Origin of the sequence: Shimia marina (assembly GCF_001458175.1) — a bacterium.
GTDB classification, from domain to species: Bacteria; Pseudomonadota; Alphaproteobacteria; order Rhodobacterales; family Rhodobacteraceae; genus Shimia; species Shimia marina.
Map to the genome: position 1 here is coordinate 24,111 of NZ_CYPW01000024.1, position 16,232 is coordinate 40,342.

Annotated in this window: 15 protein-coding genes; 8 read left to right on the forward strand and 7 right to left on the reverse strand. The window is 56.2% G+C overall.

The genetic code is table 11. The features are described 5' to 3' along the window. Positions 1-20 precede the first annotated feature (20 nt). The 4 genes from moaA to glmU all read right to left on the reverse strand — a co-directional run bounded on the left by moaA (position 21) and on the right by glmU (position 5,017). Entirely contained in the window at positions 21-1,025 is a 1,005-nt protein-coding gene (gene moaA / locus SHM7688_RS10905) for a GTP 3',8-cyclase MoaA (RefSeq protein WP_058239978.1), read from the reverse strand. A gap of 125 nt (positions 1,026-1,150) precedes the next feature. Continuing rightward, positions 1,151-1,828 (reverse strand): DNA alkylation repair protein, encoded by a 678-nt coding sequence (locus SHM7688_RS10910; RefSeq protein ID WP_058240230.1) that lies wholly within the window; start codon positions 1,826-1,828, stop codon positions 1,151-1,153. A gap of 10 nt (positions 1,829-1,838) precedes the next feature. After that, positions 1,839-3,662: a glutamine--fructose-6-phosphate transaminase (isomerizing) gene (gene glmS / locus SHM7688_RS10915; protein ID WP_058239979.1), complete on the reverse strand. Its 1,824-nt coding sequence runs from the start codon at positions 3,660-3,662 to the stop codon at positions 1,839-1,841. Next, positions 3,662-5,017: a bifunctional UDP-N-acetylglucosamine diphosphorylase/glucosamine-1-phosphate N-acetyltransferase GlmU gene (gene glmU, locus SHM7688_RS10920; protein ID WP_058239980.1), complete on the reverse strand. Its 1,356-nt coding sequence runs from the start codon at positions 5,015-5,017 to the stop codon at positions 3,662-3,664. The genes glmS and glmU overlap by 1 nt, the downstream gene beginning before the upstream one ends. Positions 5,018-5,153: 136 nt before the next feature. Here glmU and SHM7688_RS10925 point away from each other — a divergent pair, with 136 nt between their 5' ends. Next, on the forward strand, positions 5,154-5,828 hold the full coding sequence (locus SHM7688_RS10925; RefSeq protein WP_058239981.1) for an HAD-IA family hydrolase: 675 nt from the start codon (positions 5,154-5,156) through the stop codon (positions 5,826-5,828). A 57-nt stretch (positions 5,829-5,885) separates the two neighbouring features. Further along, positions 5,886-7,091 (forward strand): DegT/DnrJ/EryC1/StrS family aminotransferase, encoded by a 1,206-nt coding sequence (locus SHM7688_RS10930; RefSeq protein WP_058239982.1) that lies wholly within the window; start codon positions 5,886-5,888, stop codon positions 7,089-7,091. Positions 7,092-7,203: 112 nt separating this feature from the next. Here SHM7688_RS10930 and arsC read toward each other — a convergent pair whose 3' ends face one another. Genes arsC through SHM7688_RS10945 form a run of 3 tightly spaced genes read right to left on the reverse strand, consistent with a single transcriptional unit; the run spans position 7,204 to position 8,944 of the window. After that, on the reverse strand, positions 7,204-7,542 hold the full coding sequence (gene arsC, locus SHM7688_RS10935; protein WP_058239983.1) for an arsenate reductase (glutaredoxin): 339 nt from the start codon (positions 7,540-7,542) through the stop codon (positions 7,204-7,206). Continuing rightward, on the reverse strand, positions 7,539-8,606 hold the full coding sequence (locus SHM7688_RS10940) for a quinone-dependent dihydroorotate dehydrogenase (protein ID WP_058239984.1): 1,068 nt from the start codon (positions 8,604-8,606) through the stop codon (positions 7,539-7,541). Before SHM7688_RS10940 ends, arsC begins: the two co-directional genes overlap by 4 nt. Then, a complete protein-coding gene (locus SHM7688_RS10945; protein WP_058240231.1) occupies positions 8,603-8,944 on the reverse strand; it encodes a DUF952 domain-containing protein in 342 nt (113 codons plus the stop codon). The genes SHM7688_RS10940 and SHM7688_RS10945 overlap by 4 nt, the downstream gene beginning before the upstream one ends. A gap of 124 nt (positions 8,945-9,068) precedes the next feature. Between SHM7688_RS10945 and SHM7688_RS10950 the strand changes: the two genes are divergently transcribed. The 6 genes from SHM7688_RS10950 (at position 9,069) to SHM7688_RS10975 (ending at position 16,074) form a co-directional block, all read left to right on the forward strand. After that, positions 9,069-10,631 (forward strand): bifunctional metallophosphatase/5'-nucleotidase, encoded by a 1,563-nt coding sequence (locus tag SHM7688_RS10950; protein ID WP_058239985.1) that lies wholly within the window; start codon positions 9,069-9,071, stop codon positions 10,629-10,631. Between the two features lie 69 nt (positions 10,632-10,700). Beyond that, positions 10,701-11,006, forward strand: a complete 306-nt coding sequence (locus SHM7688_RS10955; RefSeq protein WP_058239986.1) for a DnaJ family domain-containing protein — start codon at positions 10,701-10,703, stop codon at positions 11,004-11,006. Continuing rightward, positions 11,006-11,665: an SOS response-associated peptidase gene (locus SHM7688_RS10960; RefSeq protein ID WP_058239987.1), complete on the forward strand. Its 660-nt coding sequence runs from the start codon at positions 11,006-11,008 to the stop codon at positions 11,663-11,665. Before SHM7688_RS10955 ends, SHM7688_RS10960 begins: the two co-directional genes overlap by 1 nt. Before the next feature lie 118 nt (positions 11,666-11,783). After that, positions 11,784-12,602 carry a bifunctional allantoicase/(S)-ureidoglycine aminohydrolase gene (locus SHM7688_RS10965; RefSeq protein WP_058239988.1) on the forward strand — a complete coding sequence of 273 codons (819 nt, stop codon included), beginning with the start codon at positions 11,784-11,786 and terminating at the stop codon, positions 12,600-12,602. 168 nt (positions 12,603-12,770) lie between these two features. Continuing rightward, positions 12,771-13,769 carry a type I glyceraldehyde-3-phosphate dehydrogenase gene (locus SHM7688_RS10970; protein ID WP_058239989.1) on the forward strand — a complete coding sequence of 333 codons (999 nt, stop codon included), beginning with the start codon at positions 12,771-12,773 and terminating at the stop codon, positions 13,767-13,769. A gap of 28 nt (positions 13,770-13,797) precedes the next feature. Beyond that, positions 13,798-16,074 (forward strand): NADP-dependent malic enzyme, encoded by a 2,277-nt coding sequence (locus SHM7688_RS10975; protein ID WP_058239990.1) that lies wholly within the window; start codon positions 13,798-13,800, stop codon positions 16,072-16,074. The last annotated feature ends 158 nt before the right edge of the window (positions 16,075-16,232 follow it).

The following is a 16,232-nucleotide window of genomic DNA, read 5'->3' on the forward strand; positions in this document are numbered from 1 at the left end:
AGGGGCCGAAGCGCTTAACGTCATCCGCCTGTGTGGCTCATGTGGCGCGACATTTGGCCGTCAACTTTCTGACGGGAATAGTCAAAGTCATGGCCTTTCGGTTTGAGCGCAATTGCGGCACGGATCGCCTCTTCCAGAGCCGCGTCGCTTTCGCTGCCTCTGAGAGGTGCGCGCAGATCGGCCATGTCTTCTTGCCCAAGACACATAAAGAGCTGCCCGGTACAGGTCAGGCGGACACGGTTGCAACTCTCACAGAAATTATGGGTCATGGGCGTGATAAAGCCGATTTTTTGCCCCGTCTCTTCCAGACGTACATAGCGCGCTGGGCCGCCAGTGCGCTCTTCCAGATCCGTGAGCGTATAGCGCTCAGCAAGCCGTGCGCGCAGATCTTCAAGGGACCAGTACTGATCCAGACGATCTTCGTTGCCAAGATCGCCCATGGGCATAACTTCGATCCAGGTCATGTCCATGTCCCGCTCCGCGCACCATTCGGCCATGGTGAATAGCTCGTCCTCGTTAAAGCCCTTGAGGGCAACAGCGTTGATTTTGATCCGTAGGCCGGCTTTTTGGGCCGCATCAATGCCGCGCAATACCTGAGGCAGGCGGCCCCAGCGGGTGATGTCGGCAAATTTGTTTTCGTCGATTGTGTCCAGAGAGACATTCACACGGCGCACGCCACAATCGTATAGCTCATCTGCAAAGCGTTCGAGCTGGGACCCATTTGTGGTCAGCGTCAGCTCTTTGAGATCACCACTCTCCAAATGCCGGGTCATACCACGGAAGAAAGTCATGATATCGCGGCGCACAAGCGGCTCACCGCCGGTAATCCGCAGCTTTTGCACGCCGAGACGCACAAATGTTGAACACATACGGTCGAGTTCTTCGAGCGTCAGCAGCTCTTTCTTGGGCAGAAATGTCATGTTCTCCGCCATGCAATAGACGCAGCGGAAATCACATCTGTCTGTGACGGACACACGCAGGTAGGAAACGGCGCGATGGAAGGGATCAATCAAAGGAGCGGTCATAGCCCATAATTAGTGGGCACCACTGAACAGGACAAGGGCGGCTAAAGTTGTAGGGCGATAAGTTTGCTGTAGGGGCGAAAATAGGGACAAAATGTCCAGCCCATTGCGTATCATCGCCCTATTGATCAGGTAAGATGCCTAGACGCTTCTTTCACAGCAAAGGGTTTCATTTCAGCGCTATTTGCCGTGAGAAAAGCGCGGGTGCGGTCTGGATCATGTTTGGAAAGGTCACGCAGCCACCAGGCCACCGCCTTTTGGATGAACCAGTCCTGATCCTGCACATAGCGCGCCGCCCAGCCCAAAACGCGATCCCGAATTTCGAGATCGGCGGGTTTGGGGAAATTCTGTTTGGTCCATGGCAGGGTGATGACCAAAGCGGCGCGGCGCGTCCACATGTGATCTGACTGTGTCCAGCTTTCCACGGTGTCGATCCGGCTAGGATCCGCCAAAAGACGGCGCTGCCCCGCCATACAGGCGTGGTCGGCGATCGCCCAACTGTCAAAATTGGGAACCCAGTGGCAAATCAACTGCCACGCCAGGTCATCCGGACGCAACCGTGCCTGCGTCAGCATCTTGGCGGCGACAATGCGCGCCTCAAAAATATCGGTGTCCCAAAGGCTTTCTGCCAACGTGACTCGGTCTTCAACCGAGAAGGACTGACGCCATGTCTTGCTGATGTCATTCAGCGCAGGATTGGTAATGCCTAGAACCTGTCGCGTCTGCTTGTGGTACGTGGCCATCCCTTCGGCGCGTCCCGGCTCGATGTGGTCACGCAAAACAGAGAGCGCGTCATCCAATGAGATCATAGAGTGCTTACTCCACCGTCACAGACTTGGCGAGATTTCGAGGCTGGTCCACGTCGGTGCCTTTGGCGATAGCTGTGTAGTATGCCAGAAGCTGCGCAGGAACGGCATAGAGGATTGGCGACAGCACTGGAGAGACCTGCGGCATCTGGATCGTTTGCCAAGTGCCTTCCGCGCCTTCCTTCAAGCCAGCGCTATCTGTGATCAGCAGGACCTTACCAGCGCGTGCCATCACTTCTTGCATGTTTGAGATCGACTTATCAAACAGCTCATCATGCGGCGCCATTACAACAACCGGCACATGTTTGTCGATCAGCGCGATCGGGCCGTGTTTGAGCTCGCCGGAGGCATAGGCTTCGGCATGAATGTAGCTGATTTCTTTAAGTTTAAGCGCGCCTTCAAGGGCAAGGGGGAACATGCGTCCGCGCCCCAGAAAGAGAATGTCACGTGCTTCTGAGAGCTTCTGAGCCACATCTTTGATGTGCGCCTCAGCACCCATGGCCTGGTTGATCAGGCCGGGAATGCCGCGCAGATCGCTCAGATGTTGCGCAAGTGCATCCGCAGAGAGGGCGCCACGATCTTCCGCAGCTTTCAGGGCCAGCATCAACAACACGGTCAGCTGGCATGTGAAAGCTTTGGTTGAGGCCACGCCAATTTCGGCACCTGCCAGAATGGGGAGAGCCAGATCGCTTTCGCGTGCGATGGAGCTTTCAGGCACGTTTACAACGGAAACAATGCTGTCCGCCTTGCCCGCACAATAGCGCAGAGCTGCGAGCGTGTCGGCGGTCTCGCCAGATTGCGATACAAACAAGGCCACGGTGCCATCCGTGATGGGCGGTTCACGGTAACGGAACTCAGAGGCCACGTCGACTTCGACGGGGATGCCTGCGATTTGTTCAAACCAGTATTTTGCAGTCAAGCAGGCGTAGTAGGCGGTGCCGCAGGCCACCATCGTCAAGCGGTTGATTTTAGTGAAATCCAACCCGTTGCCCGGCATGTTGACGGATTTACCGTCTTTGGACAGATAATGATCAATGGCCTGACCAAGGACCATTGGCTGTTCGCCAATTTCTTTGGCCATGAAGTGCTTGTGATTGCCTTTGTCCACCATCGATTGATCTATATTGATGATCTTGGCCTCGCGGGTCACTTCTTGGCCAGCTTCGTCCCGGATCAAAAGGCTGCTGCGTGTCACAACCGCGCTGTCGCCTTCTTCAAGATAGGTGATCTCATTGGTCAGCGGCGCAAGGGCAATGGCGTCAGAGCCCACATACATTTCCCCGTCGCCATGTCCAATGGCCAGCGGTGATCCTTTGCGTGCAGCGACGATCAGATCGTCCTCGCCTTCAAACAGAAACGCCAGGGCAAAGGCACCCTCAAGGCGGGACAGTGTTTTTAGGGCTGCATCGACAGGGGCGAGACCTTCGCTGACATAGCTTTGTGCCAGAAGCGCCACTGTTTCTGTGTCCGTTTCTGTGACGAAGGAAAAGCCCTTTTGGGCCAGTTCTTCTCGCAGATCGCGGAAGTTTTCGATAATACCATTGTGGACAACAGCGACAGGTCCTGCGCGATGTGGATGGGCGTTGACCACTGTTGGCGCGCCGTGGGTGGCCCAACGGGTATGGCCGATCCCGGATTTGCCGCGCAGCGGGTCATGCACCAGCAGGTCAGACAAGTTGACCAGCTTGCCCACGGCACGGCGTCTATCCAGTGCGCCGTCGTGCACAGTCGCAATGCCAGCACTGTCGTAGCCGCGATATTCCAGCCGTTTTAGGGCTTCTACAAGGATTGGGGCAGCTTCATGTGATCCAAGAACACCTACGATTCCGCACATTATTTTGCCTCCGATACCAATTTTTGTTTCTTTTTCTTTAACAAGTCGAACAATTTTCGTGCAACGCCGTGTTTGTTCACCTGATCAGTACGCGCCAAAGCCAGAGCTGCTTCTGGCACATCTTTGGTGATGACAGAGCCAGAGCCTGTCATGGCTTCGTCCCCTACAGTTACCGGGGCCACCAGCATTGTGTTGGACCCGATGAAGGCCCGGTTCCCGATGGTGGTGTGGTGTTTCATCACGCCGTCATAGTTGCAGGTGATGGTGCCCGCGCCAATGTTGGTGCCATTGCCCAAAGTGGCGTCGCCGATATAGGACAGGTGGTTGACCTTGGTGCCAGCGCCAATCTGTGCATTTTTGATTTCCACAAAATTGCCAATGTGCGTGTCCTCAGCAAGTTCCGCGCCGGGGCGTAGGCGCGCATAGGGCCCGACGGTGGCCCCACGAGAGACGTGACAGCCCTCGAGGTGAGAAAACGCACGAATGCGCGTGCCGCTTTCAACGGTCACGTCCGGGCCAAAATACACATTTGGCTCGATCACAGTGTCGCGCCCGATCACCGTGTCAAAAGACAACATGACGGTTTCAGGTTGTTGCAGGGTCACGCCTAAATCGAGCAGAGTGTCACGGGCGCGTGCCTGAAAAATCGCTTCGGCCTGTGCAAGATGCGCCCGCGAGTTGATACCCATGGTTTCGGCTTCGTCGCAAGCCACAGCGGTTACGCTCAGGCCTTGCGCGCGGGCCAGTCCAACCACATCCGTGAGGTAATACTCTTCTTGCGCGTTATTGGTTTCAATGGCTGCGATCAGATCGAACAGTGTTTTGCCATCTGCAAGCATGACTCCGGAATTGCAGAAGCTGACGGCACGTTCGGCTTCTGAAGCGTCTGCAAACTCGACAATACGCTCCAGACTGTCGCCCTGCATGATCAGGCGACCATATTTGCCCGGATCGGCTGCTTCAAACCCGAGGACCACAACGGCATTCTCCGCCTTTGCCGCAATCATTTTTTCAAGCGTTTCAGAAGAGACAAAAGGCGTGTCGCCGAACAACACAATGACGTCTCCGTCAAAATCTGCAAGCGCATCACGGCACATGTCAACAGCATGGGCGGTGCCCTTCTGCTCTTCCTGCAGCACAACCTGCGCGTCCGGATCATAAGTGGCGACGGCGGATTGGACCGCGTCAAAACCATGACCTGCGACGACCAGGATCCGCTCAGGTGCAAGCGCTTGACCCGCCTGAAGGGCATGGATCAACATAGGGGCGTTGGCGACCGGGTGCAGAACCTTTGGAAGGTCTGAGTTCATCCGGGTGCCTTTGCCTGCGGCCAGGATGACAAGTGCGATGCTCATGTGTTTTCTCTTTGAATTTCGATTGTGCCCGTTTTATCGCAGTGCAGATAGGGTGCAAGGCTCTGAAGGATCAATTCAGGTTGCGCCCTGTAACAGCGGTGCGCGGGATATCGCGCAATAACCTAAGGAAATGCGCATGAAAACCGTGATTTTTGATCTCGATGGTACGCTGGCAGATACCAGCGGCGATCTGATTGCCGCTGCGAATGTATGTTTTCGCGATATGGGGCATGGAGATGTGCTCACGGTGGCGCGGGATGCGGGCGTGGCTCTGCGGGGGGGGCGGCGCATGTTGACAGAAGGGCTGACGCGATTGGGCTGCATGGATGAGGCGGTGGTCTCGCAATACTATCCCGTGCTGCTGGAAGCTTATGGCGGTGCCATCGCTGAGCACAGCTATCTCTATGATGGGGCTATGGATGCTGTGGATGCTCTGAAATCCGCGGGGTACGGCGTAGGAATTTGTACCAACAAACCGGAGGCTTTGGCGGATCAATTGCTGAAAGCATTGGGCGTAAGAGACGCGTTTGGCGCGCTTGTCGGAGCGGACACTTTGCCGGTGCGCAAACCGGATCCTGCACCGTTGATCCAAACGGTAAGACGCCTTGGGGGAGATCCAGCGGCCACCACATTGGTCGGTGACAGCGATACAGATCGCAACACCGCAAAAGCAGCAGGTGTGCCCAGTATTCTTGTCACCTTTGGCCCAAGTGGGGAGGATATGGCGGCGCTCGAGCCTGAGGTCTTGCTACATGACTATGCGCGCCTTCCTCAGGTTGTGGATCTTTTGCTCGGACCGGCGGGCGCTTGATTGCAGGGCAGCAAGCTTTGCCCTAATGCTTGAGCAACGACAAAGGGCGCAAACCAGATGAGTGACGTGTTTACCGGCAATTTTACGCAGCAAGAGTCGATTTCCGAAGAGGCCATCGAGGCGGCTGTTGCGGTGCTGCGCAGTGGGCGGTTGCATCGCTATAACCTCACCGAAGGGGAAGTGGGCGAAACGTCCTTGCTGGAGCGTGAGTTCGCCGCTTATGTCGGTGCAAAATATTGTCTTGCTGTGGCCTCTGGCGGCTATGCGATGGGCTGTGCCCTGCGTGCTATGGGGGTAGAGCCGGGTGACAAAGTGCTGACCAATGCCTTTACGCTGGCACCGGTACCTGGGGCCATCGCCAGTGTTGGTGCGGTGCCCGTGTTTGTTGGTGTGACCGAGGATCTGGTGATTGATCTGGAAGATCTCAAGGCCAAAGCGGATCAGGCCGATGTGCTCATGCTGTCTCACATGCGGGGGCATATCTGCGACATGGAGGCGCTTATGGCGCTGTGTGATGCGACGGGCGTGCGCGTGGTTGAAGATTGCGCGCATACCATGGGAGGGGCCTGGAAAAGCACCGCATCGGGGCGTTGGGGCAGAATGGCTTGCTATTCGACGCAAACCTACAAACATATGAACTCAGGCGAAGGTGGGCTATTGATCAGTGATGATCCGGAGCTCATGGCGCGGGCGACGATGTTGTCGGGCAGCTATATGCTTTATGGGCGCAATGGCGCAGTGCCAGAGGCAGAGGTGTTTGAGGCGGTGAAATATGACACGCCTAATGTGTCCGGCCGTATGGATCACCTGCGCGCCGCAATTTTGCGCCCACAGCTGCGCAATTTGGATCACCAAGTTGCTGCGTGGAATGTCCGGCATGACGTCATTCTACAGGAACTGCGCGGCACACCGGGCTTAACGGTTGTGGAGCGCGCAGAGCACGAACACTACGTGGGAAGCTCCATTCAGTTCCTCCTGTTGGATTGGACTGAGCATGACATCCACGAGGCTTTGGCGCGTTGCGCGGCGCGTGGTGTTGAGTTGAAATGGTTTGGTGGGGCGGAACCTGTGGCCTTCACCTCACGCTATGACAGCTGGCGGTATGCCCCGAGCGCGCCGATGCCGAAGACGGATCGGATCCTGAAGGGTATTGTAGATATGCGCATCCCTTTGACGTTTTCGGTCGAGGATTGTGCCTTTATTGCCCAGATTATTCGCGCAGAGGTTGGCGCGGTCTTTCAGGGACAAAAGGGAACAGTTTAAGCACAGTTTGAGTACGGGGGCTGATTGTGCATGGGCCTCAGGGTAGGTGGGGGCCAGCCCCCACACCCCCGGAGTATTTCCTGTCAGAAGAAGTGCTGGAACACCGCTGGTTTCAGAGGATGTCCAGCACAGCTTCGGGAGGGCGCCCGATGGCGGCTTTGTTGTTGTCCATCACGATCGGGCGTTCGATCAGTATCGGATTTTCTGCCATCGCTTTGAGCAATGTCTCTTCGCTGTCCGCTTTGGAAAGCCCCATTTCTTTGAAGCGAGCTTCTTTGGGGCGCATCATGTCGATGGCATTTCCTCCCAGCAAAGACAGAACCTTCTGAAGCTCTTGCAGATTGGGCGCATCTTCGAGGTAACGGCGCACGGTCACTGTGCCGTTTTCTTCCAGAAGGGCCAAGGTCTGGCGTGACTTGGAACAGCGCGGGTTGTGCCAGATGGTGATCATAGCCAGTCCTTTCGTTTGCTGCCAATCGCTTCAGACACGTTTGCAAACCCATCACGCGCGAGAAGGGCATCAAGATCGCGGACAATTTTTTCTGCCAAAGAAAAACCGCCATAGACCAGCGCGGTGTAAAGCTGCACTGCGGAGGCACCAGCACAGATTTTGGCATAGGCCTGCTCTGCGGAGCTGATGCCGCCAACACCGATCAGAGGCAGCTTGCCTGCGCTTATGTCGGAAAGACGGGCGAGCACTTTGGTGGATTTCTCAAACAAGGGGGCTCCGGAGAGGCCGCCGGCTTCGCCTTTGTGAGCGCTGGCCAGACCGTCGCGAGAGAGGGTGGTGTTGGTGGCGATGATGGCGTCCAGATTGGCCTCCAGAGCGACTTCTGCAATTTCGGAGATTTCTGCGTCACTGAGGTCTGGAGCAATTTTCAGGAAAATCGGGATTTTGCGGCTTAGGCTGTCTCTGGTTTCCATCACGCCTTTCAAGAGCGCAGCAAGCGCGGCCTTGCCTTGCAGATCGCGCAGCTTTTCGGTGTTGGGCGAGCTGACATTGACTGTCGCGAAGTCCAGATGTGTGCCACAATGGGCCAGTACGCGCGCAAAATCTTCGGCGCGGTTGTCACTGTCTTTATTCGCACCAAGGTTCAGACCAATGACGGCGTTTTGGGGGCGTTTTGCAAGACGAGCGCCAATGGTCTCCATGCCGTCATTGTTAAAGCCAAAGCGGTTAATAGCCGCATGATCTTCGGAAAGACGAAACAGGCGGGGCTTCGGATTGCCAGGCTGAGGGCGTGGTGTAGCGGCCCCGACCTCGACGAAGCCGAAGCCGGATTTCGCCAACCCATTGAGGGCGGTGGCGTTTTTGTCAAAACCGGCGGCCAAGCCCACAGGGTTGGGCAGCGACAGGCCTGCAACGGTTGTTTTCAGTCGGGAAGAGGTGATTTCGCCCGGCGCATTGGCAAGGCCCATTTCCAACGCCCGAATGGCGAGGCCATGGGAATGTTCAGGATCAATATTGCGCAGGGCTTTCATGCCCAAGCCTTCAAACATTTTTGCGAGACTCATGACAGACTTCCTTCGGGGAATTGGTGATGACCATCGATCAGGGGCAGCTCTTTGGCCCAGAGAACATCGCTGAGTTTGAGTGTGCGATAGAGATGCGGGAAGAGGGCGCCGCCACGTGAGACCTCCCATTTAAGCGCATCGCCAAGCGTGTCTGCATCCACAGCCAGAAGGGTGAGGTCAGCTTCGCTTGCAAAATGCTTTGCGGCTGTCTCAGCAGCCTGTTCAGCGGTGGAGAAATGCACGTAGCCATCAGCCACATCGATAGGCGCGCCGGCGGTTTGCCCGTCTTCGCGCAGGGCCGACCATTCGTCGGCGCGGAAAATCTTGAAGATCAGCATGGTCTTGCTCATGCAACGCGCGTCAGGCAAGGTCAAGCACAGTAAGGGGGTGTTAATGTTTTGACATCTGTTGCTTTGAAACTGCACGATATTGATTGACTTATAAAACCTGAAGGGATTCTCCATGTTTGCTCGTTTGATGACTGGGGCGGCTGCGCTGGCCGTGACCGCCGGAATGGCCGCTGCCGATTACACTCTGCACATCGTTCACATCAACGATTTGCACAGCCGCATCGAACCCATCAACAAATATGATTCCACCTGTAAAGCTGAGGACAATGCGGAAGGTAAGTGCTTTGGCGGTTATGCCCGTGTGGCGAGTAAAGTTGCCGAGCTGCGCAAAGACTTGGAAGGGCAGAACCTGCTCGTACTGGACGCGGGCGATCAGTATCAAGGCTCCTTGATGTACACGACCTATAAAGGGGACGTGGAAATCGAAATGATGGAAAAGATTGGCTTTGATGCCATGGCCGTGGGCAATCACGAATTTGACGACGGACCAGAAGGTTTGCTGAAGCTCGTGGAGGGTGTCTCTTTTCCGGTGATTTCTGGCAATATTGATGTCTCACAATCGGATGTTCTGGCTGGCAAAGTCGCCAACCATGTTGTGCTTGAAGTGGGCGGCGAGAAAGTGGCCATCATTTCTGCCTTGGCAACGGACACGGCGGAGACCTCGAGCCCTGGTGAGGCGGTGATTTTTGAAGATGAGATCGCAGCTCTGCAAGCGGATGTGGATGCACTGTCCGCGGAAGGTGTGACCAAGATTATCGCCCTGAACCATGTCGGTGTGAACAAGGACATGGCGATTGCGGCAGCGGTGTCTGGCATCGATGCTGTGGTTGGTGGGCATTCGCATACGGAGTTCTCCAACACCAAGGAGGGCGCGATGGCCTATCCCACCATGGTGGGCAATGTGCCGGTCGTGCAAGCTTATGCCTATTCGAAATATGTTGGGCATCTTACGCTGACATTTGATGACGCGGGCAATGTGACGGCGGCGACAGGCGACACTATCCTACTAGATGCATCGGTTGCCGAAGATGCAGATATCGTGGCGCGTGTGGCTGAGCTTGCGGGGCCGATTGAAGACATGAAATCGCGCGTTGTGGCTTCAACGGATGCGGCGATTGATGGTGATCGCGGTTCTTGTCGGGCTGGTGAGTGTGCGATGGGCAACCTGATCACGGATGCGATGCTGGACCGCGTCAAAGATCAAGGTATTGAAATCGCGATCCAAAACGGAGGCGGTATCCGCGCGTCTATCGATTCCGGTGAAGTGACAATGGGCGAAGTGCTGACCGTTCTTCCATTCCAGAACACGTTGTCCACGTTCCAAGTGAGCGGTGAAACCATTGTGGCTGCGCTGGAAAATGGTGTGAGCCAGATTGAAGATGGCGCAGGGCGTTTTCCGCAGGTCTCTGGCATGACCTATACGTTTGACGCAAGCGCGGAAGCGGGCAGCCGTATCAGTGACGTGATGGTCGCAGGCGCGCCAATTGACCCCGCCAAAGTCTATGGGGTCGTTTCAAACAACTATGTGCGCAACGGGGGCGACGGCTATAAAATGTTCCGCGATGCCATGAATGCCTACGATTATGGCCCGGACCTTGCAGATGTGACGGCGGAGTATCTGGCGGCCAATGGCGCGAAGGCTGCTGTGTTGGATGGGCGTATCTCCAAGAAGTAAGTATGGGGTTGCTTGACCTTTTGAGCCTTCGCCGGGACACTGGCGAAGGCTTTTTCGTTTGGGGGTTTTATGGATCATCCGCTGATCGACCTGATCAATCAGAAAATTCGCGAAGCCGAAGAGGCGGGAGCGTTCGACAATCTGGAAGGGGCGGGAAAGCCTTTGCCCAGAGAGGTGGACCCTGAGAATGCTTTGCTCAATCGCCTTGTGAGGGAAAGCGGCGCGGTGCCAGAGTTTGTTTCTCTGTCGCGAGAGCTTGCGCGGTTGCGGGCAGAGCTGCGCGAGACGGGGGATCGCACCAAGCGGCGCGTCATAATGAAAGAGATGTCGCTGATGGAGGCCAAAATAGAGGTGGCGCGAAGGGCGCATCGCTAATGTGTGGACGCTTTGCAATCACGCTGCCCAACGATGCAATGGCGCAGATGTTTGGGGCTATGCCCGCCAATGATCTCCCGGAGGTGCCCAACTATAACGTTTGTCCCACGACCAAAATTCATGTTGTTTTGGGTGGCTCAGATATCGGTCGCCGGTTGGTATCGATGCGGTGGGGATTCCTGCCCAGCTGGTATAAATCACCGAGCGATGGGCCTTTGTTGATAAATGCAAGAGGGGAAACGATTGCCGAGAAGCCAGCTTTCCGAAACGCGTGTCGCGCGCGCCGGTGTCTGATCCCTGTCTCCGGGTTTTATGAATGGACCAAAGATGCCGCAGGGGAGCGTTGGCCGTGGTTTATACACAGTCACGGCACTTTGGCGTTGGCGGGTGTTTGGCAGAGTTGGGGGCAGGGTGAGGAGCAGGTGAATACCTGTGCCGTGGTCACGACCGCCGCAAATGAGACCATGTCTGACATTCATCACCGCATGCCTGTGGTCATAGATGAAGAAGATTGGGGGCTTTGGCTGGGGGAGAAGGGCCATGGAGCCGCGACTTTGATGTCAGCAGCGCGAGAAGATCTGTTATCTTTTCATCGGGTTGACCGCGAAGTGAATTCCAATAGGGCTGCAGGGGCTGAGCTTATCGAGCCGATCAAGTGATCGGAAAGCGATTTTCAAGAAATCCGCAATAATCCTTCAGCTTCCTTGGGGACGCTTCGGAGTTGGCTGCGATGACGCTCTTGAGGATGATGGGACAACCATATTCGGAGAGTTTTGCATGTCCCGTGCTCCTTACTATGCCCCTCAGGGGGGGCTGCCACCTCAGACACAATTGCTGACAGATCGTGCGATGTTCACGGAGAGCTTTGCAGTCATTCCAAAGGGCACATTGACCGATATTGTGACGTCCAATCTGCCGTTTTGGACAGGTACGCGCGTCTGGGTCATCGCCCGGCCCATGAGCGGGTTTAGCGAGACGTTTTCGCACTACATTGTTGAACTCAGCGCAGGGGGCGGCAGCGATCGGCCCGAGTTGGAGCCTCTGGCGCAAGGCGTGCTGTTTGTGGTGGAAGGGCAGATCTCCCTGACCATTGACGGCAAGGAACATGATCTTGCAGAGGGCGGATACGCCTATTTGCCTGCCGGTTGCCATTGGCAGGTTACAAATGCCAGTGATATTGCCGCGAAGTTCCATTGGATACGTAAGAAATATCAGGCTGTTGACGGGCTTGAAGCGCCGGAGGCTTTCGTCACCAGTGATGCAGACACCCCCATCCGTTTCATGCCAGATACAGATGGTGCCTGGGGCACCACACGCTTTGTGGACCCAGACGATATCCGCCATGATATGCATGTGAATATCGTGACCTTTGAGCCCGGCGGGGTGATCCCATTTCTGGAAACGCATGTGATGGAGCATGGGCTCTATGTGCTTGACGGCAAGGCGGTTTATAAGTTGAACAGGGAATGGGTCGAAGTGGAAGCCGGGGATTACATGTGGTTGCGCGCCTTCTGTCCACAGGCGTGTTATGCCGGTGGTCCGGGCAAATTTCGCTATCTGCTGTACAAGGATGTAAATCGCCACATGCCGCTTTGATTTGCTCAAGCTGGTCTGGTTCCGTCGGGGCAGGGGGCTTTTGCGGCATGATCATCACAAATGATAGCGATAACATGTGTTTTCTGTGCTCTTTCGCGCCTGATTTGGGCTGGCCTTTGCCGATCAAAACCGATCAATTGGCCATTCAAGACGCATGGGACTCAGATCATGGCAGAGCGCAGGATCAAAATCTTTATCAACGGTTTTGGACGCATCGGGCGAACGGTCCTGCGCATTCTTGCTACGGGGCAACATCCTGAGTTTGAGATTGTTGGCATCAACGATATCGAGCCGTTGGAGACCTGCGCCTATCTTTTTGAATTCGATAGTGTTTTTGGTGCCTATGCGGGAGAGGTGGAGAGTGACGCGGGGAAACTGTATGTGGACGCGCTCTCCATTCCGTTTTACGCGGAACGTGACCTAAGCGCATTGGATCTCAGTGACGTTGACGTCGTGCTGGAATGCACGGGCATGGCGGGCGCGCGTGCGATTGCGGAGCGCGGGCTGAGTGCTGGGGCTTCTAAGGTATTGATTTCAGGTCCGTCTGACGAAGCGGATGAGACGATTGTGTTAGGTGCGAATGATCATTTTCTGACCGATCAGAGGATTGTCTCTAATGCCTCTTGCACCACCAATGCACTGGCGCCTTTGATGCGCGCTCTGGATGATAGCTTTGGGTTGATCAGCGGGCATATGACAACGGTGCATTGCTATACCGGCAGTCAGCCCACGGTGGATAAGCCACGGGGGGATCTGGCGCGCAGTCGGGCTGCGGCTCTGTCGATGGTGCCGACGACCACTTCGGCACAACGGATGATTGATAAGGTTCTGCCGGCCTTGAAAGGGCGCGTGGAAGCGCGTGCTATCCGTGTGCCGACGGCGAGTGTTTCGGCAATTGATCTGACGATTCAGACGGAAAAAGACGTTTCTGTTGAAGCTGTTAACCGCGTGCTAAAGGCCGCGGCTGACCGCGATGGAATTCTGGGCTGGACGCAAAAACCGCTGGTCTCTACCGACCTGCGGGCGCGTCCTGAATCCCTGATTGTGAGCGAGAGAGAGACCAGTGTTTCTGTGGGCGGGCTGCTGCGCGTCTTTGGCTGGTATGACAACGAATGGGGCTTTTCCAACCGCATGTTGGATATGGCCAAACGTATGGGGCGGCGGTGAGCCGAGCGAGGGGACTTGGAGAGATAGAATGACGAGCACTAAAGATCAGGATCGCGCGCGCGAGGCTGCGCTGAAATATCACGAGTTTCCCAAGCCAGGTAAGCTGGAAATCCGGGCGACCAAACCGATGGCGACAGGCCGTGACCTGAGCCGAGCTTACAGCCCCGGGGTCGCGGAAGCCTGTCTTGAAATTGAAAAGAACCCTGCGGATGCAACGCGTTACACGGCTAAGGGCAATCTCGTTGCGGTGATTTCCAACGGCACGGCTGTGCTGGGGCTTGGCGACATTGGCGCGCAGGCGTCCAAGCCGGTGATGGAAGGCAAAGCGGTTCTCTTTAAGAAGTTTGCTGGCATTGATTGCTTTGACATTGAGGTCAATGAATCTGATCCGGAGAAACTGGCGGATCTGGTATGCCGCTTGGAGCCGACGTTTGGGGCGATCAACCTTGAAGACATCAAGGCGCCGGATTGCTTTTTGGTCGAGCGTCTCTGCAAAGAACGTATGAACATTCCTGTGTTCCATGACGATCAGCACGGCACGGCGATTGTGGCGGCGGCAGCAGCCTATAACGCGTTGATTGTTGCCAAGAAAAACGTCGAAGACATCAAGGTTGTGGCGCTGGGCGCGGGGGCGGCGGGGATCGCTTGCCTGAAGATGCTGATGACCATGGGTGTGCAGCATGAAAACATCCTCATGCTGGACAGCAAAGGCGTGGTGCACAAGCAGCGTAACGACCTGACACCAGAGAAGGCGGAATTTGCGCAAGCTACTGAAAAGCGGACCACAATGGAGGCCATGGAGGGCGCAGACCTGTTCCTTGGTGTGTCCGGTCCGGGGCTTTTGACCAAAGAAATGGTCGAGCAGATGGCGGATGATCCGATCATCTTTGCGCTGGCGAACCCGACGCCTGAGATCATGCCAGAGGAGGCGCGTGCGGCGGCGCCGGGGGCTTTGATCGCCACAGGGCGGTCAGACTACCCAAATCAGGTGAACAACGTCCTGTGCTTCCCCTTCATCTTCCGGGGCGCGCTTGATGCCGGGGCGACAGAGATCAACGATGCGATGAAGCTGGCCTGTGTGGAAGCGATTGCCGGTCTGGCGCGCGAAACCACCAGTGCGGAAGTGGGGGCGGCCTATAAGGGGGAAACTCTCACATTTGGTCCTAACTATCTGATTCCAAAACCGTTTGACCCACGTCTCTTGCCGACAATTGCGGTGGCTGTGGCCAAGGCTGCGATTGACTCTGGTGTGGCGACCAAGGAGCTGGATCTGCATGCCTATGAAGACAAGCTTCAGGCGCAGGTGTTCCGCTCTTCGATGATCATGCGTCCGGTCTATGAGGCGGCGAGCATGTCGCGTCGCAAGATCGCTTTTGCAGAGGGCGAGGATGAGCGGGTGCTGCGCACGGCGCAGGCGATGCTGGAAGAAACCGTGGACACGCCCGTGTTGATCGGGCGTCCGGAAGTTGTAGCGCATCGTATTGAAAAGGCTGGACTAAAGATCAAACCCGGCGTGGATTTTGAACTGATCAACCCGGAAAATGATGCTCGGTATCGGGACTATTGGACCCACTATCATGCCAAGCTGCGGCGGCAGGGGGTGAGCCCGGACAGTGCGAAGGCGATCCTGCGTACAAACAATACGGCGATTGCCGCGATTGCGGTGGACCGGGGGGATGCGGACAGCATGATCTGCGGCACCTTTGGCGAATATCGCTGGCACCTGCGCTATGTGACGGAAGTGTTGGAAAACAAAAACTTGCACCCAATTGGGTCGCTGTCTCTGATCATTTTGGACAAGGGGCCGTTGTTCCTTGCGGACACGCATATTCACATTGAACCCAATGCGGAGCAGATTGCGGAGACCGTGATTGCGGCGGCGCGCCATGTGCGGCGGTTTGGGGTCGATCCGAAGATTGCCCTGTGTTCGGGAAGCCAGTTTGGCAACCTTGACAGCCACTCTGGCCGGGTGATGCGCGGGGCGCTGGATGTGCTGGATCAGAGTGAGCATGACTTTGAATATGAAGGAGAAATGCACACTGACGCGGCGCTGGATCCAGAGTTGCGCGAGCGTCTGTTCCCCGGTGGGCGTCTTAACGGAAAAGCCAATGTTCTGGTCTATTCCAACACCGATGCGGCGGGGGCGACCCGCAACATTCTGAAGTCGGTGGCCGATGGGCTCGAAGTGGGGCCGATCCTGATGGGGATGGGCAACCGGGCGCATATTGTGACGCCATCTATCACGGTGCGGGGCCTGCTGAACATTGCCGCGCTGGCGGGCACTGAGGTTTCCACCTACGGGTGACAAACGCAATATTTTAGAGTGCGCAACAGCCCCCGTTAACCTTGGTTTTCGGGGGCTGTTTTGCGTCGGTATCCCGTCGGTATTGCGGAGGTGCGATTTTCGGGCCGTTCAAAAGGTTAAGGTAGCGCACGGTCGGATGCGCAATGGAGGGTGCGGGC